At 56.7% G+C, this 18456-nt stretch carries 16 protein-coding genes; 10 read left to right on the top strand and 6 right to left on the bottom strand.

Annotated elements, in window-relative coordinates:
* The first annotated feature begins 83 nt into the window (after nt 1–83).
* Nucleotides 84–1082 carry a (Fe-S)-binding protein gene (locus WC359_06850; protein MFA5400137.1) on the top strand — a complete coding sequence of 333 codons (999 nt, stop codon included), beginning with the start codon at nt 84–86 and terminating at the stop codon, nt 1080–1082.
* Between the two features lie 67 nt (nt 1083–1149).
* Here WC359_06850 and WC359_06845 read toward each other — a convergent pair whose 3' ends face one another.
* Both WC359_06845 and WC359_06840 read right to left on the bottom strand, forming a co-directional pair.
* On the bottom strand, nt 1150–2529 hold the full coding sequence (locus WC359_06845) for an MFS transporter (protein ID MFA5400136.1): 1380 nt from the start codon (nt 2527–2529) through the stop codon (nt 1150–1152).
* Nucleotides 2530–2583: 54 nt separating this feature from the next.
* Nucleotides 2584–3852: a phenylacetate--CoA ligase family protein gene (locus WC359_06840; protein ID MFA5400135.1), complete on the bottom strand. Its 1269-nt coding sequence runs from the start codon at nt 3850–3852 to the stop codon at nt 2584–2586.
* 483 nt (nt 3853–4335) lie between these two features.
* On the opposite strand from WC359_06840, the gene WC359_06835 reads away from it, so the two are divergent.
* Nucleotides 4336–5697 carry a glycoside-pentoside-hexuronide (GPH):cation symporter gene (locus tag WC359_06835; GenBank protein MFA5400134.1) on the top strand — a complete coding sequence of 454 codons (1362 nt, stop codon included), beginning with the start codon at nt 4336–4338 and terminating at the stop codon, nt 5695–5697.
* A gap of 39 nt (nt 5698–5736) precedes the next feature.
* Nucleotides 5737–7263 carry an NAD(P)/FAD-dependent oxidoreductase gene (locus WC359_06830; GenBank protein MFA5400133.1) on the top strand — a complete coding sequence of 509 codons (1527 nt, stop codon included), beginning with the start codon at nt 5737–5739 and terminating at the stop codon, nt 7261–7263.
* A gap of 109 nt (nt 7264–7372) precedes the next feature.
* Here WC359_06830 and WC359_06825 read toward each other — a convergent pair whose 3' ends face one another.
* The 3 genes from WC359_06825 to WC359_06815 form a co-directional block, all read right to left on the bottom strand.
* Nucleotides 7373–7669: a GYD domain-containing protein gene (locus WC359_06825; GenBank protein ID MFA5400132.1), complete on the bottom strand. Its 297-nt coding sequence runs from the start codon at nt 7667–7669 to the stop codon at nt 7373–7375.
* Between the two features lie 118 nt (nt 7670–7787).
* Nucleotides 7788–8552, bottom strand: coding sequence for an SDR family oxidoreductase (locus WC359_06820; protein ID MFA5400131.1), 765 nt, complete (start codon nt 8550–8552; stop codon nt 7788–7790).
* 101 nt (nt 8553–8653) lie between these two features.
* Nucleotides 8654–9670: a methyltransferase gene (locus WC359_06815; GenBank protein ID MFA5400130.1), complete on the bottom strand. Its 1017-nt coding sequence runs from the start codon at nt 9668–9670 to the stop codon at nt 8654–8656.
* Nucleotides 9671–10092: 422 nt separating this feature from the next.
* On the opposite strand from WC359_06815, the gene trpE reads away from it, so the two are divergent.
* Genes trpE through trpA form a run of 7 tightly spaced genes read left to right on the top strand, consistent with a single transcriptional unit; the run spans nt 10093 to nt 16598 of the window.
* Nucleotides 10093–11556, top strand: a complete 1464-nt coding sequence (gene trpE, locus WC359_06810) for an anthranilate synthase component I (protein ID MFA5400129.1) — start codon at nt 10093–10095, stop codon at nt 11554–11556.
* A complete protein-coding gene (locus tag WC359_06805; protein MFA5400128.1) occupies nt 11537–12109 on the top strand; it encodes an aminodeoxychorismate/anthranilate synthase component II in 573 nt (190 codons plus the stop codon). Before trpE ends, WC359_06805 begins: the two co-directional genes overlap by 20 nt.
* A gap of 1 nt (nt 12110) precedes the next feature.
* Entirely contained in the window at nt 12111–13130 is a 1020-nt protein-coding gene (gene trpD / locus WC359_06800) for an anthranilate phosphoribosyltransferase (GenBank protein MFA5400127.1), read from the top strand.
* Between the two features lie 16 nt (nt 13131–13146).
* Nucleotides 13147–13926, top strand: a complete 780-nt coding sequence (trpC, locus tag WC359_06795) for an indole-3-glycerol phosphate synthase TrpC (GenBank protein ID MFA5400126.1) — start codon at nt 13147–13149, stop codon at nt 13924–13926.
* On the top strand, nt 13923–14639 hold the full coding sequence (locus tag WC359_06790) for a phosphoribosylanthranilate isomerase (GenBank protein ID MFA5400125.1): 717 nt from the start codon (nt 13923–13925) through the stop codon (nt 14637–14639). The genes trpC and WC359_06790 overlap by 4 nt, the downstream gene beginning before the upstream one ends.
* The gene (gene trpB, locus WC359_06785; GenBank protein ID MFA5400124.1) at nt 14626–15813 is read left to right on the top strand and encodes a tryptophan synthase subunit beta; all 1188 of its coding nucleotides are present in this window, start codon (nt 14626–14628) and stop codon (nt 15811–15813) included. The genes WC359_06790 and trpB overlap by 14 nt, the downstream gene beginning before the upstream one ends.
* Nucleotides 15810–16598 (top strand): tryptophan synthase subunit alpha, encoded by a 789-nt coding sequence (gene trpA, locus WC359_06780; GenBank protein MFA5400123.1) that lies wholly within the window; start codon nt 15810–15812, stop codon nt 16596–16598. The genes trpB and trpA overlap by 4 nt, the downstream gene beginning before the upstream one ends.
* A 2-nt stretch (nt 16599–16600) precedes the next feature.
* Here the strand turns inward: trpA and WC359_06775 are convergent, their stop codons facing one another.
* Nucleotides 16601–18286 carry an AMP-binding protein gene (locus tag WC359_06775; protein ID MFA5400122.1) on the bottom strand — a complete coding sequence of 562 codons (1686 nt, stop codon included), beginning with the start codon at nt 18284–18286 and terminating at the stop codon, nt 16601–16603.
* Nucleotides 18287–18456 lie beyond the last annotated feature (170 nt).

The following is an 18456-nucleotide window of genomic DNA, read 5'->3' as shown; positions in this document are numbered from 1 at the left end:
CATAGTCAACGTATATTTTTTCGGCGAAATCGAGACGCCTCAGGGAAGGGCCCGGCAGGCAGATCGGATTAAGGAGGTTAAACGTGTGGAACGCATCTAAATGTGACCTGTGCGGCGATTGCCTGACGAAATGCCTTTATGTGGATTATGACGGGAAGAAAGCTGCTGCAGATATAAAAGACCTCCTGGACGGAAAGCTTGCCGCCATACTGAGCAAATGCGTGACGTGCTGCGCCTGCCGCGAGTATTGCCCCACCGGCGCAGATCCCTTCGACCTGATACTCAAGGCGATGGAAAAGCACGGTTCCTATGCAGGCGCCGATAGCCTGAAGATGTTTGCCATGGCCCCCACTCTGCCGGGACAGGTGATACCCGGCGACCCCGATAAACCCGTCCTCTCGCTCTGCGTGATGGAGTTATCGCTGCCGCCGGATGCCATCGGCGGACAGATGTTCGACGGCCTGACTATCGCCAAGGGCGGCGAGTACTTCTGCTATGTGGGCTATGTGCATGCCGGAGTGGAAACGCCTGTAGCGGAGAATGCCCGGAAATTTATAGATAACGTCGCCAAACTCGGCAATGAAATCATCTTTCTGCATGATGACTGCTACGCCATGGTCGATGCCAAGGTCAGGGACTATGGCATCGAAGTGCCTTTCAAGTACATGCATATCCTCGAATACATGCGCAACTACCTGCGCGATAATAAAAGCAAGATTACGAAGCTGGGCGTAAAGGCGGCCTACCAGCGGCCCTGCGCATCGCGCTACACCCCCGCCAAGGATGTTTTCGTAGACGAGATTTTCGATCTGATCGGCGTACAACGCCCGAAGCGGGAATATGAGAGGGAAAAGGCGCTGTGCTGTTCAGGGGCCTTCGTAAAGGTTTATCCACAGCTGGCAGCCGAGGTGCAGGCTAAAAACGTGGATGATGCCATAAGGTGCGGGGCCGATGTGCTTGTTACCCTCTGCCCCATGTGCGATCGTGTGCTCAGGCGCCCCACGACGGAGCGAGGCCTGCGCAAGGTGTTTATTACGGACCTGGTACGCATGGCGCTGGGCGAGAAGGCCTTCCCCGCATAGATATGTAAGGACAGTAGGGGCGTTGCTTTAGCTGCGCCCGTCTTTGGGCGGATTTAAAAATCCGCCCCTACGATTTGCCCGCGTCCGAGATCTTCGCCTTGACCTTCTCGAATTCCTCCTCGGTCATTTTATATTTACTGAACGGCAGGAAGCTGAGCAGGATCATGGCAGCGGGGAAGAGGCAGAAGACGATGCGCACACCCGTGGCCACGCTTTCGGGTTGGACCCCATCGGTGACAAAACCCGAGAGGGCCAGAGCGAAACCCACGATGGGCGGGCCCACCGAGTAGGCTATTTTCTGGCCGGCCGACCACATGCCGGAGAAGATTCCCTCACGCCGCATCCCCGACTGCAGCTGGTCGTATTCAACAGTGTCGGGCAGCATGGAGAAGGGGAAGAGCTGGAAGCTGGAGAATCCGATGCCGGCTATGAATATCTGGGCATAGAAAATCATCAGTTGTGAGGAGCTGGTGAAGAAGAGCGAGCCCATTGAGAGGGTGAATATGGCCAGGCCGATGTAATACGACCTTATCTTGCCCAGCCTTTTGCCCACAGCCAGCCAGACCGGTATAAAAATGACGCCGGTGACCATAAAGATGGGGAAAGCGATATTCATGGCCGTTTCGGGCAGGGTCATGGCGTATTTCACATAGTAGACGAATCCGGCCATCATCACGCCGATGGCCAGCGCCTGCAGGAAATAGCTCGTCATCAGTATTACGAACGGATAATTGCGGGCTGCGATCTTGACCTGCTCTTTCACAGGAGGCGTCTCCTTGTGTGGCGGCAGCGAAGGTGCTTTGCTCGTGCCGAAGAAGCACCACAGGCAGGAAACGATAATGACCAGCCCGAAGATACCGCCCATGAAGCGGAAGCCGTCCGCGCCGCCTCCACCGGCCGCCACCAGCGCCATGGTCAGCCCGCCGGCCAGCAAGGCGCCGATGGAGGCGAATGTCATGCGGAAGGAGACTATAGAGAGGCGTTCGTTGTAGTCGTCGGACATCTCCGGCACCATGCTGGCATAGGGGACGTTGATCACGGTGAAGGCTGTGCAGCCCAGTGCAAATAACAAAGATGTCTGTAACGCGTTGGCGAACTCCATCTGAAAGCCGGGTGCAAGGAAGAGGATGAAAAACGATAGGCCGAAAGGCACGGCGCCGTAGAGCAGGTACACCCGCCTCCTGCCGAAGCGTGAACGCGTGACATCCGAGATGGCGCCCATGAGCGGATCGGAGATAACGTCCCAAAGCTTGGGGAACAGAAGCATAGTGCCGGCCAGCGCCGGATTAATGCCCATTACGTTTGTCATGAAAAATAGCAGGTACATCCCGGTTGTTACGATGAAGATGTTGCTGCCGATGTCGCCGATGCCGAAGCTCAGTTTAATACCGAGCGGAAGCTTGGAATGCGGCGCCCGGGTCGCCTGGCTCTCCGTTGCATTTCCCATGATCCCCTCCTTGTAGCCTCAAGTAATATCGTTTGGCTATAACGCCGCCAAAATCTAATAAACGCGCCTGTCGACGATTGTCTTCTCACCGCCCGGAATGCTGCCGGCGGGCAAGACTTCCAGAGCGTCGAACCTCACCTTGCAGGTATTCTGGAATTCCTTTCTCAGCGATTCTTCCCAGGCGTCCCGGTCCGCGGGACCGGCCTTGAGCTCCACCTGCAGCAGCATCTCATCCCTGTCGGCCGGCCTGTTAACCAGGATCCTGTAACGTGCTATCTCCCCGAACTTCGAGATAACCTCGTCGGTCTGCCTGGGATGCACGAACATGGCGCGTACACGGACGGCGTCTCCGCTTCTGCCCATGATTTTAGGCAGGCGGGATGTAGTCCGGCCGCATGCGCAGGTTTCGGTCACCAGCATCGAGAGGTCACCCGTTCCGAAGCGTATCAGGGGATATACTTCATCGAAGGGAGTCACCACCACCTCGCCGACCTCGCCGGCAGGCAGGGCCCGGCCGGTCGACGGGTCGACTATTTCAACGATCACGTCGGTGTTGACGTGCATGCCTGCGCCCTTTTCACAGGAGCCCGCGATGGGGCCTATATCGGCGGTCAAATAGTTGTCGCCGCCCACACAGGTGATGCCGTATTTCTCGCTGAACATCTTCCTCAGGGGGTCCCCTCCCATCTCGCCGAAGACCTGTGCGTATTTCAGGTTGAAGTCCTTTTTGATATCGAATCCCATTTCCTCCGCTCTTTTGATGATGGCGGCCAGGAAGGATGGAGTCCCCACGAAGTATGATACCTTCAGGTCGCGCATTATCTGCACCAGGAGATCGGTATTGCCCGTCCCCGCCGGGAAGACGGTGAAACCCATTGCCCTCAGCAGGCGGTCCATTAACATTCCCGCCGGGGTGATGTGATAGGACCAGGTGTTAACGGCTATCTGTCCTTTGCCCATGTCGGGCGGCAGGGTGCCCTGCTTCAACCTCCTCTGCGGGTCATAGATCGGGCCCGGCGATTGATAGATGTGGTCGATCTCATCCAGGGGTACGGCCAGATAGCCCCCGAAGGGCGGAAGCTCCTTCTGCAGCTTGATCAGGTCGTCCTTGCGCAGGACCGGAATTCTCTGCAGGTCCGCCAGGGCCTTGATGTCGCCCGGTTTGATCCCCGCCCCGTCCATGCGCAGCTTGAAGCCGGGGGCTTTGCCGTACGCATAGGCGATGAGGCGCTGCAGCTTCCGGGACATTTCCTTGTCCCTTTGGGGAGCGGGCAGCCGCTCGAGCGAGCTGTCGTGAGGGAAAAGGTCCACTTTCTGCGCCATCGTCAGAGCCTCCCTGCGTATTTTGGAGGAATTATATCACAGCTTAAATTCTTTTCTTATTCACGATAGTGTCGATAATCAGGGAATTGACCCGCAGTTTCAAACCGGCCTTGCTCAGCATATCGAAATTAGGCATTTCAGCGCTTCCGGATCGAACAGGTACCATTTTCTGGTGGCAACGTTGTCGTTTTCTCCGGCCAGGGGGACGAACCTTTCAACCAGGATGACCTCTGACCCGTTCCTTTTCGTTACTATACTTGAGGCGATCCCGGCAGGTTGTCAGCGGACCATTTGATTCCACCTCCTGCGGATATTCGAAAAATATTAGCAGAAGCGTTTGGTACATTTAAACCGGCCGGTTGAGATTATCTGTCTGTTTACATATACTATGTCGATCAAGGTTGGGTATGTTGCTGGAGAGACAGGTACTCGTTTCGTCCGCTCTGTCTATCGTGAGATATTGATTTATTCGTGAGGTGCAGCATGGACCAAAAATTGTCGTTCGGCCTTAAATTCCGATATGGTCTGGCCGACCTGGGCTTTTCCCTGATAACGTCCGCCATGCAGTTCTTCCTGCTCTACTATTACACCGATGTGGCAGGCATCAATCCCGCTCTGGCCGGTGCGGCGCTGCTCGTCGGTAAAATCACCTGGGATGCAATCAACGATCCTCTTTTCGGTTACTGGTCGGACCGCGTGCGTTCACGTTTCGGCAGGCGGCGGATTTTCATGGTCATCGGCGCTGTGCCCCTCGGTTTTGCCGCCTGGATCATGTTCTCACTGCCTACGGGGTTGGAAGGCGTGTCTGCCTTTTTTGCCGTGCTGCTCAGCTTCTGGTTGGTGGACACCTTCCATACCATGACCTGTACTCCCTACTATGCCCTGACCCCCGAGCTGACCCGCGACTACAACGAGCGCGCCAGCCTGACCTCGATCCGCATGGTGTATAACGTAGTCGGATATATCCTGGGCGCAGCTTTGACCACCATGCTGGCCGGGATTTTCCGGGGCGCGGGATTGGACCTGCAGCAGGCATGGAGCGCCACCGGCGCAGTCTTTGGAACCATAGCTGCAATCACTATCCTGATTACCACACTTTCGATCAAGGAATCGCCCGAGTCGGCAGGAGAACCATCAAAAATGCCGCCGGTCAGCGCGGTCTTGACTGCGTTCAAGAACAGGCCCTTTGTAATTTTAATGATCGCCTTCATACTGAGCAGCTTCAGCTTCACGGTGCTGACCGCACTGGTGCCCTATTTCATCCAGTATCAACTGGATATGAAAGACCAGGTCTCATATATATTGCTGGTCATGCTGGTGACGATCGGTATTTGTCTCATACCGGCCAAGCTGGTCTCGGACAGGATCAACAAAGGCCCTTCATACGCGCTGGGATTGTTCATAGCTTCAGGGGCCATTATCACCGGCTTTTTTTTCCCCTACGGCCCCACGCCGTGGATCTATTTGGTAGCGGTGGTAGTCGGCATCGGATTCTCCGCGCAGTGGGTTTTCCCCTGGAGCATGCTGCCCGATGTGGTCGAGTATGACGAGGAGATGACCGGTGAGCGGCGCGAAGGAATCTATTACGGGCTGTGGGCTTTCCTGTCCAAGTTCACCAGTGCGCTCGGAGTGGCTGTCTGTGGATGGGCTTTACAGCTGTACGGTTACGTGCCGAACGTGGCGCAGACGGAACACGCGTTGTTCGGCATACGCCTCTTTTTCGCGGTAGTGCCTTCCGTGATACTCATAATCAGCCTGCCTTTCCTGATCTGGTATCCCATCACGCGCCAGAGCCACGCCGCCCTGGTGAAGGAGCTGGCGGAGCGGAAAGGTGGAACAGCGTAGGCTTATCAGGCGGACGGTCTCAACGGACAGGAGTACGTTATGAAGGCAATAGTTATAGGTTCCGGCATGTCCGGCCTGACCGCCGGGGCGTATCTGGCCGGGGCCGGGCATTCCGTCACGGTGTTCGAGCAGTTTCCAACTGCCGGTGGAGTGACTGCAACCGTGTCGAAGGACGGATTCGCCTGGGATATCGGCCCGCTTCTGATAGAGGGCTTCGCGCCGGGCGACAAGGGACGCCTCATACTGGAGGAACTGGGTGTCAGCGATCGGGTCAAAGTGGTGCGCGAAGACCGCGGACTATCGCTGCCCGAATTTACGCTGTGGAAACCCCGGGAATATGAGGGCCCTTACTGGCGGCGGGAGCACCTGAAGAAGATATTTCCGGACGAGAGCGTACAGCTCGACAGCTACTATCGCTTCTACGATCAGATGATCGATCTTATGTCGCTGGCCCGCCGGGTCGAGATGGCCCGGGGTCCGGCAGCGCTGTGGCTCAAGCTGCGCATGTTAATAGCCTTTCAAAAGGTCAAGGGCAGGCTGAACTGGAGCGGCGCGCAGTTGATGGACCATTACTTCAAGTCGCCCGTCCTTAAAACATTCTTCCTGGGTATCGTGGCCGATTTCGTCACCGCGCCCAGCGAGTTCCCGGCCCTGGGAGTGCCCGCCATCCATCTCGAGACGGCATTCGACAAGCGTATCCCGGCCTACCCGGGCACCAGGAGCGCACAGGCTGCGTTCTGTTATATTATCGGGGGCTGCCGGACACTGGTTGATGCCGTTCAGGGGGCGATCCTGGAGAATGGAGGCAAGGTCATCACCGGCACCGCCGTCAGCAAGATCGTGATCGAGGAAGGCCGGGTCAAAGGGGTGGGGATGGTTGGAGGTGGTTTTGAAGCTGCAGACGTGGTGCTGGCCTCTGGAGGTATGAAAAAGGTGTTCTTCGACCTGGTCGGCAGGGAGAACCTGCCTGCGGATTTAATCAATCAGGTCGAGTGCAATCGCCTGATGGAGTCGGTGCTGATGGTGCAGTTGGGAATAGACTTTGATCCAACACCGTATCAGCCGGCGGCGCTCTGCTACTATTACTATATTCACGATCTGGAGGAAGCGGTGCAGCGTCTGCGCTCCGGTCATTACCATGAGGGCAGGGACGGGCTGCTCATCTATGTGCCTTCGCTGCATTCACCATCGCTGGCGCCGTCGGGCCAGCATGCGGTGACGATCTATACTGTAGCGCCGGATACGCTGGCCGAAGGGTCCTGGAGCAGCCGCCGTGAGGAGCTGGCGGATAAACTTGTGGAGACGGCCGAACGCCATGTACCCGGCCTGCGCCGGCATACCAAAACCCGTCTCATACTCACCCCCGAAGATTTCCGCCTGCGCACCCATCTGAAACACCATTCGTTCGGCGGGGTGCCTCCCGTCATGGGCAACAAGCCGCCGGCCCATAAGACGCCTATCCAGGGGCTGTGGTTCATCGGCGCCCAGAGCGAAAGCGGCGGAGGCGTGGCGAATGTGATGTCCGGGGCGCGCAAAGCGGTCGGGCAGATCCTGCAAAACCGGTAATCTCAGAATAAATCCAGTCTTATCAGGTTCGCCTATCCATTCCGCCTATCTCCGGCGGTTTATGGCGACGGGCAGGCTAATCATCGAATGTGGATAATGCAGAATATCTCTACTTGGCCCGCTTTTTGCCTATTTTAAGGAACTCATCTAACGTGAGCGCTACCAGTGTCTCAGTGTGGGCGATGCCTTTTCCCGAAAGGTTTACCGCAGCCTTCAGAATGGTCTCCTCGTTCTTTGCCTCAAAAACGTTGATGAAGTCATAGCGGCCCAGTGTGATATATTGTCCCAGCACTTTTACCCCCATGGCCTCGAGCGCTTTTTTATTGGCTTTGATTTTACTGGGACTGGTCTTGACGGCCTCTCTCCCCACCTCATTGAGACGAGTCAACGCGATGTAAACCGGCATATCAACCTCCTTCGTATAACTTCTGACCCAGCCTGACGGCCGGCCTGTGTGTGGACGCCATTATAACATTCAACTTACCGGCTGACATTAAAAATTGAAAAACGTGATCGTGCAGTCACTAATGCGAGAACCGGGACAGCAGCCTCTCGGTTGCAGACCGCGGCAGAAATTTCGGCAGCATGACGGCCGTCTTCAGGTGGTTGGGAAACAGGTATTCCTTACGTTCTGATTTCAAAGCGGCCAGGATATGTTTGGCCGCCTGATCCGTGGTCATCGTGAGAGAGCGGGGAATCCCCTGGTGCTTATTTCTTTCCGTGACTACGAATCCGGGACATATCGTCAGCACCCTGATGTTGTACTGCTTGAGCTCAATGCGGGCGGTATCCAGGAACATGCGGCAGGCCGCCTTGGCGGCCGAGTACTGCCCCTGCGTAGGGAGCCCCACGAACCCGGCCAGTGAGTTGGTATTGGCGATGATCCCGCCCGACTCCTGTTTTTTCATCTGCTGGACGAGCGGACAGAAGAAATTGATCATTGTATCGTAATTTATGCGCATGTTCTGCTTGATGTCATCGGGAGAGGCCTTTGCTATTTCGAGCGAAGGTCCTATCCCTATATTCAGCAACGCGATATCGATGTGCCCGAATCTCTGCGCCGCCTCATGAACGGCGTCCGCCGCCTGCTTCTCATCCAGCGCATCGCCGACGATGGCCAGCGCTTCGCTGCCGTTCTTGCGGATGCTTTCAGCAACATCGGAAAGCAATTCTTGTCTGCGCGCCAATATGGCTATGCGGTTATGCCCGTGGCTCAGCGCCAGCGCCACCGCTTTACCGATGCCTGACGAGGCGCCCGTGATTAAAATGACTCTGTCTTTCAGTTCCATATATTGATCTCCCTTATCATAATTAGATTGAGTTACCGCCGTTAACGTTGCCGTTGAGTTCGCTGCGGGGCTGCCTGAAGACTGAGCGCCCCGGATGGATTTCACGGGCGCCGTGCGGTTATCAGCCCGCTGCCGTGCTGCCCGTTGCCGGCGATCAGCGATACGTCACTGAATCCGGCTTTGCGTATGACCGCGATCATCTCGCTCACCGTGTATGTCCCCAGCCATAAGTTGAAGAGGGATGCCGGCAGAGGGCCGGATCTGTCGTTGTTCAGCAGGAAATCGTGGACTATCAGCAGCCCGCCCCGCTTTAACGCCTTTTTAGCCTGTTTCAGCCTTACGTCTGCGTGGCTGCCCGGGCCGTGCAGGATATTGGACATCAGCAGGCAGTCGTAGCCTGAGCCGAACTCGTCTTTGCTCCAGTCGCCTGCCTGGACTTTAACACGTTTGCTCATGCCGAAGCGTTGGATCACCTGCCTGGCGATAACCAGTGTCTCCGGCAGGTCCCACACAACGGCCTTCAAATGTGGGAAGCGCTGGCACAATGCGATGCTGTAGGTGCCGGGTCCGCCCGCTACATCGAGCAGGAGCTTTCTGTCGCTGAGGTCGATCTGCCTGGCCACCCATTGCGCCTGGCCGTTGGATGCGATGCCGTGCATGGCCCAGATCCAGTTATCGAATAGATGCTGCTTGAAATGCTCGGGCGGCTCCGGAGCTGCATCGCGTTTTCCTGTGCGTACGACTTCCGGGAGTCCGGTGGTCGCCCACCAGAGGATCTCATTGTGGTCTATTGTGCCACCGATGTAGCGGGGGCTGTCCTGCAGCAGTACGTCCGATCCCAACTTAGTCAGCGCGAAACGCTCCCCGTCGCGCTTCACTACACCCAGAGCGCAGCAGACGATTAAAAGCTTTTCCGTCATCCGTGGATCTGTGCCGCACTTGAGTGCGACCTGATCTGCCTGTCGCGGTTTTGCCAGCGCCTCGAAGAAACCCAGTTGATGCGCAGCCATAAGGGCGCGCGACGAGCGGAATTGCCAGTTGAGCTCCAGTAAAGCCGCCGCCTGCTCCAGGTTATCGGACCCGAACAGGTCTATCTGATCGTCTTTGCGCCCCTTCATCGTTAATGGAGTATGCCCAAATAACGGGCACCTGTCAACGCCCGAAGCCTGCTATCAGTTGCCGTAGAACTCCGGTTCCACTTTTACCTCATACAACATGGCCTCACTATCAGGGGCACGCATAAATTTGACACCTTTTCATCTGTGATGTTACCATGTGCAGCACTAATGAGTCAGGTAATTTTGAAAACAGTCCTCAGCCTCAACAGCTTTAGCTGCTGGTGGTGGCGAGACATGCCTTTTGCATGTCCGGGAGGACATTGCCTGAAACCATAGCCTCGTAGCAGAGTAAAGATCATCTCAAAACCCTCCTGGATAGCCAGGAGGGTTTTTTTATTTCCCCAATTTAACTACAGGAGGATTAACGATGAAGCAATCTGATAAATATAAAAATGGCCGGGCAGGCCGGTGTAGGAGATAGCATGTATCACCCCTCATTGGAAGAAGTAAAGAAACTCGCCAGGGACGGCAACCTGGTCCCTATCTATCGGGAGATAGTGGCCGATATGGAGACGCCGGTCTCGGCCTTTCTCAAAGTCAGCCGTGGAAAATATTCTTTCCTGCTGGAGAGTGTGGAGGGAGGCCAGAGACAGGCGCGCTACAGCTTCATCGGTACGGAACCGGAGAAGACTATTATCATCCGCGCCGGTGATCAGACCGGTCCCCTGCAGGCTGTAAAAGCCGAGATGGATAAATATAAGCAGGTTCAGGTCTATGGCCTGCCTATCCTCTGCGGCGGGGCGGTCGGATACCTGGCCTACGAAACCTCCGCCCGGTTCGAACAACTGCCTTCACCTGATAAAGATCCGCTGGGATTGCCCGAAGCGGTCTTCATGATCGCCGACACTGTGCTGGCCTTCGACCATGTTACGCACAGGGCTATTATAATCTCAAACGCCCATATTGAGGACGACGTTGAGGCAGGATACGCCCGGGCTGTGAGTCGGATCGATGAGCTGGCGGAAAGACTGACAGCGCCGCTGCCCGCCCCGGCCATACCACATGAGCAGTCCGATACACGGGGTATTCAATCCAATTTCTCGCAGCAGGACTTCGAGGACTGTGTTGACAGAGCCAGGGAATATATAACAGCCGGCGAGGCCATTCAGGTGGTGCTTTCGCAACGCCTATCCACGCGGGCAACTGCAGACCCATTCGACATATACCGGGCGCTGCGTTCCATCAATCCCTCTCCCTACATGTACTTTCTGCATCTGGACGATTTCGATATCGTGGGCGCTTCCCCGGAAACGCTGGTTCGGGTGGAGGACGGAACGGTGACGGTCCGTCCGCTGGCCGGCACACGCCCGCGCGGGGAGGATTACCTCGAGGATACGGCGCTGGCCGATGAGCTGCTGCACGATGAAAAGGAAAGGGCCGAGCACATCATGCTGGTGGACCTGGGACGCAACGACATCGGCCGTATCAGCAAACCTGGCACGGTAGAGGTCAGCGACCTGATGGAGATCGAGCGTTATTCACACGTAATGCATATGGTCACCAATGTGCAGGGCAGGCTCAGCGACGACTTCGACGCCTTCGATACGCTGCGCGCCTGCTTCCCGGCCGGGACGGTCGCGGGCGCTCCCAAAATACGCGCCATGCAGATCATCGCCGAGCTGGAGCCGGATAAACGCGGCCCTTATGCCGGGGCTGTCGGCTATTTCTCGCATAACGGCAATATGGATATGGCCATCGCCATACGCACAATGGTGATCAAGGACGGCACAGCCTGCGTCCAGGCCGGCTGCGGCATTGTCTATGACAGCGTGCCTCAGCGTGAATATCAGGAAACAATGAATAAAGCCCGGGCGCTGCTCAAAGCCATCGAGCAGGCCGGCGATACATCGGCAGTCAGGAGGGAACATGCTTATACTGATCGATAACTACGACAGCTTCACTTACAACATTTACCAGTACCTCGGCGAACTGGGGGAAAGGGTGGTAGTGGTCCGTAACGACCGGGCTACGCCTGCAGGTATCCTTGATATGGACCCGGATCAGATTATTATTTCGCCCGGACCGTCCACGCCGCTGCAGGCCGGCATATCCAATGACGTCATCAGGGAGCTGGGCGCCACCATACCCATACTGGGCATCTGCCTGGGGCATGAATGCATCGGCTACAGCTACGGCGGTGTTATCTGCCGCGCGGCCCGCATCATGCACGGCAAGTCGTCCCTCGTTCATCATAACAGCAGCGGGCTTTTTGACGGCCTGCCCGATCCCTTCTACGCCATCCGCTACCATTCGCTGGTGGTCAACCGCGACACATTGCCCGATTGTCTGGAGGTGACTGCCTGGACCGACGACGGCACCGTGATGGGGCTGCGCCATCGCGAGCATCCGGTGCAGGGCATACAGTTTCATCCCGAATCGTTTATGACCCAGGGCGGCAAAGACATTCTTAAGAACTTCCTCGCTTTAAGGAGAAATTAAGATGATAAAAGAGGCCATTGGGAGTCTGGTATCCGGCAATTCGTTGACTATGGAGGAAGCTTCCTCCGTCATGGAGGAGATCATGGACGGGTCGGCCACGCAGGCCCAGCTGGGCGCCTTCCTGGTTGCTCTCAAACTCAAAGGTGAGACTGCCGATGAGGTCGCCGGCCTGGCCAGCGTTATGCGCGCCCGATCGAGCAGGGTGTCCCTGACGGGTCCGGTGATCGATATCGTCGGCACGGGCGGGGACGGCTCCAACACTTTCAATATCTCGACCACTTCGGCCTTCGTGATGGCCGGGGCGGGACTGAAAGTGGCCAAACACGGCAACCGCGCCATGAGCAGCCGCTGCGGCTCGGCCGATGTGCTTGAGGCGCTGGGAGTGAAGATCGAGCTGAAGCCGGAACAGGTGCGGCAGTGTGTGGAGAAGGCGGGTATCGGATTTATGTTTGCACAGGCCTTCCACCCGGCTATGAAATACGCCGCTGCGCCGCGCCGCGAGATCGGCATACGGACGGTTTTCAATATACTGGGGCCGCTGACCAATCCGGCCGGCGCTGAATACCTGGTGCTGGGCGTGCCCGGTGAAGAGCTGGGCGACAAGATCGCCGCCGCGCTCTGCCGCATGGGCGCCAAACGGGCCTTGGTTGTGCATGGGCTTAATGGTATCGACGAGCTGTCCATCTCCGGCCGGTCTGTCTTGTGGGAGATAAATGACGGGTGTATTGCCTCCGCCCGCCGGTATATATGTCCCGAAGACGTGGGCCTGACCAGCGCAGATGTCGGCGCTCTGGCGGGAGGCTCGCCGTCGCAGAACGCTGATATATTGCGCAACGTGTTGAGCGGCGAGCGTTCGGCCAGGCGTGACGTCGTTCTGCTAAACGCGGCGGCCGGCATCTACACCGGCGGGATGGCAGGCTCCCTGACGGAGGCCGTAGCAACGGCGGAAACCGTAATCGACAGCGGCGAAGCGGCAGGCAAACTGGACCAGCTGATCGCCTTCAGCCGGGATCTGGAATAACGGGATGATACAAACCATGATCCTTGATCAAATCCTGGCTGACAAGCGCGCCGAGCTGGCTGCGACCATGCAGAGGGTTCCGCTTGAGAAAATATCAGCGATAGCGCGCCGGGCGCCCGCTCCGCTCAGCCTCGCTTCAGCTATCGGCGGAACGCGAATCAGCCTCATCGCCGAGGTGAAAAAGGCTTCGCCCTCGCGCGGCCTGATCCGCCCGGACTTCGATCCGGCCGAAATCGCCTCCACATATGCGGAGCATGGGGCGGCGGCAATATCGGTGCTGACCGAGTCGAAGTATTTTCAGGGCAGCCTGGACTACTTAAAATCTATCAAACACGCGCTTCGCTTACGCAGGCTGCCTCTGATCAGGAAGGACTTTATCTTCAACCCGTACCCGGTCTATGAGGCACGGGCCTATGGCGCCGACAGCCTGCTGCTGATCGCCTCGATACTTGATATATCGTCATTACAGGAATTGCTCGGACTGGCACATCACCTCGGAATGGACTGCCTGGTCGAAGTACATGACGAAGCCGACCTGAAGAAGGCCCTTGACTGCGGGGCCCGGATCATAGGCATCAACAATCGCGACCTGCGCACCTTCAAGGTCGATACCGCTGTTACGCGCCGCTTGAGGCCGCTCGTGCCCGCTGACAGGCTGGTGGTCAGCGAAAGCGGCATAAAGGCCGCACGGGATATCACCGACATGGAGAAACTGAAGGTCGACGCCGTACTCATCGGCGAGGCATTGATGGCCTCGCCCGGCATCGGGGAAAAGATCGGGGAGCTTTTCCCGTGACAATCGTTAAGATATGCGGCGTCACCTCGGCAGAGGATGCCGTGAGCGTTGCCGGTCTGGGCGCGGATATGATAGGGCTGGTCTTAGCCCACAGCCGGCGGCAGGTGGAGGTTCAACAGGCCGTTGAGATAGTGAGGCGTGTAAGACGGCTGCCGCAGCGTATCGCTGTGGCCGGCGTCTTCGTCAACGAACCTCCGCAGAGTGTGAATGATATAGCGGCATACTGCGGCCTGGATCTGGTCCAGCTCAGCGGTGATGAGGGCTGGGAATACTGCGGCGCGCTTAAAACACCCTTCATCAAAGTCATCCACGTGACGCAGAGCAGCAACCTTGAGAAGGTTATGCAGGACGTGGAAGCCGGATATCGGGCGGTGCGCAACCGTCCCTTTATCTGCATGCTCGACTGTAAAACTAATGACGGCTACGGCGGCGGTGGGCGGAGCTTCGACTGGGATATCGCAGCCGGCGCCTGCGCCCGTTTCCCGCTGATGGTCGCCGGAGGGCTCTCTCCTGCCAACGTGAGGCAGTTGATACGCAGGGCCGGTCCGGCCGGCGTCGACGTCTCTTCGGGCGTGGAAAGCGCCGGCAGTAAGGATATAGAGAAGGTACGGGATTTCATACGTGCGGTCAGGCTGACAGGCGGCCGACCTGCAGAAGGGCGCAGGCTATTGAAGACAATTCTATTGGAAGGTGAACGATATGTTACCCGATGAAAAAGGCTACTTTGGAGAATTCGGAGGCAGGTTCGTGCCCGAGACGCTGATACCGGCGCTGGATGAGCTGTCGGCCGCCTACGAAAAATACAGGGAAGATCCCGGGTTCCTGTCGCGACTGTCAGCGCTGGAGCGCGATTATTCGGGCCGGCCTACTCCGCTGTACCATGCGCAGAAGCTGACTGAATACTGCGGAGGTGCGCAGGTCTATCTTAAACGGGAGGACCTTGCTCACACAGGGGCGCATAAGATCAATAATGCCCTGGGACAGGGGTTGCTGGCGGAAGCCATGGGCAAGCGCAGGATCATCGCCGAGACCGGCGCCGGGCAGCACGGAGTGGCCGTGGCCGCAGTCTGCTCCATGCTTGGACAGCAGTGCATCGTTTACATGGGTGAGGAGGATGTGCAGCGCCAGTCACTGAATGTCTTCCGTATGAAATTGATGGGGGCGGAGATGCGCCCCGTCTCGTCCGGCAGCAAAACACTCAAGGACGCCATCAACGAGGCCATCAGGGACTGGGTGAGCAATGTGGCTAACAGCTATTACCTGATCGGCTCGGTGGTGGGGCCGCACCCCTACCCGCTGATGGTGCGCGACTTTCAATCGGTGATCGGCAGGGAGTCCCGCTTGCAGGTCATGGAAAAATGCGGAAGGCTGCCCGATTGCATCGTAGCCTGCGTGGGAGGCGGCAGCAATGCCATCGGAATTTTCCATCCTTTTATCGAGGATAGAGGCGTCGAATTAATCGGAGTCGAGGCGGCCGGACGCGGTCTGGAGACAGGCAAACACGCTGCCACTCTGGCCGCCGGCAGGACGGGTGTGCTGCACGGCGCCAGGTCCTGCCTGCTGCAGGATGACGGCGGCCAGGTGCTGGAGACGCACAGCATCTCGGCAGGCCTCGATTACCCCGGCGTCGGACCGGAGCACAGCTACTATAAAGATCGTAACCGTGTGAAATACGTCTCGGCCGGCGATGAAGAGGCGCTGGAGGCCTTTCAATTGCTCAGCAGGCTCGAGGGCATTCTGCCGGCGCTGGAATCATCTCACGCCCTTGCTTACACGATTAAGCTGGCACGGGACATGGATAAGAGTAATCTGATCGTCGTCAACCTCTCCGGCCGGGGAGATAAGGACGTCCAGGTCGTGGCCGGCGCACTGGGGGTACAGCTATGAGCCGCATATCGGGGGTGTTTCGAAACAAAAAACATAAAGCCCTGGTCGCCTATATAACAGCGGGGTATCCGGATGTAGAAGCCACCGTCCAGGCAGCTTTGATGCTGGCGGAATCCGGCTGTGACATCATCGAGCTGGGTATTCCCTTCTCCGATCCCATGGCCGACGGCCTGACCATCCAGCACTCCAGCCATCTCGCGTTGCTCAACGGTGTTACCACCAGGACATGCTTCGAAATAGCCGGACGCATCAGGAGCAAGAGCGATGTACCGCTGGTCTTTATGACCTATCTCAATCCGGTTGTGAGCTATGGCGTGGAGAAGTTCTGCGCAGATTGCGCTGCCACGGCGGTCGACGGGCTGATCATACCCGACCTGCCGCCCGGCGAGCTGCCTGCATATGATGCTGCCGCAAAAGAACGAGGTATCGATACCGTTTACTTCGTGGCGCCCAACAGCTCGGGGGAACGTATCCGCCTGGTGGCGCAACATTCAAGCGGATTCATTTACATGGTGTCTGTGACGGGCGTGACCGGCGTGCGGGAAGGCTTTTCCACCGGCCTGGGGGAAGTGAGCTCAAAGGTGAGGCAGGTTACCGACATACCGCTTTGCATCGGTTTCGGGATTGCCGCTCCACAGCAGGCGGCTGAGGCGGCAGCACTGTCCGATGGCGTGATAATAGGCAGCCGCATCATACAGATCATGGAAAAAGAGGGTCCGCCCTACAGGGAGCTGGGCGAATTCATCAGGCAGGTCAGGGCAAGCATCGACGGCGCCGCAGCGTAGATTTATTGGCTCCTGGCATTCTCCTCATCGATCAATATTCTGCTTAAGGGTTTACCCACGGCTGATTTGGGCAGGCTCTCCCTTATCTCGATATGCCTCGGCACCTTATATCCCGTCAGCCTCTCCTTGCAGAAAGCTCGCAGCTCTTCCTCCGTGCAGGGTATACCATCAAGGACTACCCATGCCTTTACGGCTTCGCCCTGGTAAGGGTCCGGGATACCTGCTACGATCACATCCACCACGGCCTTATGGGAGATAAGCACTTCCTCCACCTGCCTTGGCCATACCTGGAAACCGCCGCATTTGATCAACTGTTTTTTACGGCTCTGTATATATAAATAGCCGTCGTCGTCCAGGTAACCGATGTCCCCGGTATATAACCAACCATCGCGGATCATTTCAGCCGTCTCTTTCGGCCTTTGCCAGTAGCCCTGCATTATCTGCGGCGCCTTGATGAGGATCTCGCCTGATTCACCGGTCGCCATTTCTTTATTACCGGTTTCGGCATCGACGATCTTCAAAATTACATCGGGTAACGGGAGCCCCACCGCGCCATCTTTTTGTGTTCCTTCGACCGGTGTTATCACGGCGGCAAGCATTGACTCCGTGAGAGCATATCCTTCAACCAGGCGCGCGCCGGTCACCTGGAAGAAGCGGTCTCGCAGTTCCGTCAGTAGCGGCGCGCCACCTGCCACGCAGAACTTGGCTTTCTTGAAACTGACCTTGCCCGATTTGACGGCTGGATGGTTGCATAGTGCAAAGAAAAGCGTGGGGACGCCCGGTATGAACGTAGGCTTAACTCTCTTTATTGTGGCTACAAGATCATTAATATCTCTGGGGTTTGGTACGAGCGCCAGCGGATTGCGGTTGACTATGGCTGAACTCATCAAAGCGACATTTCCAAAAACATGAAACATGGGGATGGTGGCGAGGATGATATCTTCCCACGGCACCATGATGGATTTTACCCAGGTGGTGAGCTGGAGACCGGCGATATAAAGCGAATGGTGGGTGCCGACTGCGGCTTCAGTCGTACCCGTAGTGCCGCCGCTAAATAACAGCAAGGCAGGATCGGAGGGATCTATTCTCATCTGCGGGGGGTGGGACTCCCGATACTGCTTCAGCAGATCTTTTAAGCGCAGGTCCCCGGCGTACGGTTTTACTTTATGCCCGCCCTTTTTCTCTTCAATTAGTGTGAAGGCCAGTGAAAGGAACCATGGAAGATATTCTTTTATTTCCGTGCTGATTATCAGCCGCACTTTTGTTGCTGATTGGATGTTCTTAATCTTCCTGTAAAATGTACTTAAACAGATCACCACGTTAGCGCCGCATTCGTTCAGTGAGCGCTCCAATTCGGACGCCGAGTACAACGGATTAATGGGAGAGGCGATCGCAGCAACTTTCCAGATGGCGAGGTGGCAATACACTACTTGCGGGCAGTTGGGTAAAACCAGGGCTACCACATCGCCTTTTTTAACACCATTGGCTATAAGAGCGGCTGCGAGAGATTCGCTCAGCCTGTGCATTTCACTGTAGGAAACCTTCCTGCCTTTGAACAAAACCATGGGATTGCCCGGCTTTTCTCCAACTGCTTCGATAAAACAGTCCAGCAGCGTCTTCTCTGCGTATGGCTGAAGTGTCTGCGGTACACCCTTATCGTAACTTTTAAACCATGAGTACTGATTCATTTTAATAAGCTCCCTATTAATGTTTAATATGTACACGTATCCTGACCTATAGGCTGTGCAATGGGGAAGATTATAGAGTTCCACTACGCGGTCGGATATAGGTATCACTGCTTATACGGATTAAGGAAGCTACGTATTATCTACGTAATTTCTAACAATTAATTAGATAC

The organism is Dehalococcoidia bacterium, assembly GCA_041653995.1.
GTDB lineage: Bacteria > Chloroflexota > Dehalococcoidia > GIF9 > UBA5629 > CAIMUM01.
The sequence above is the reverse complement of the archived record's forward strand: the minus strand, read 5'-3'. Positions and strand labels throughout refer to the sequence as shown.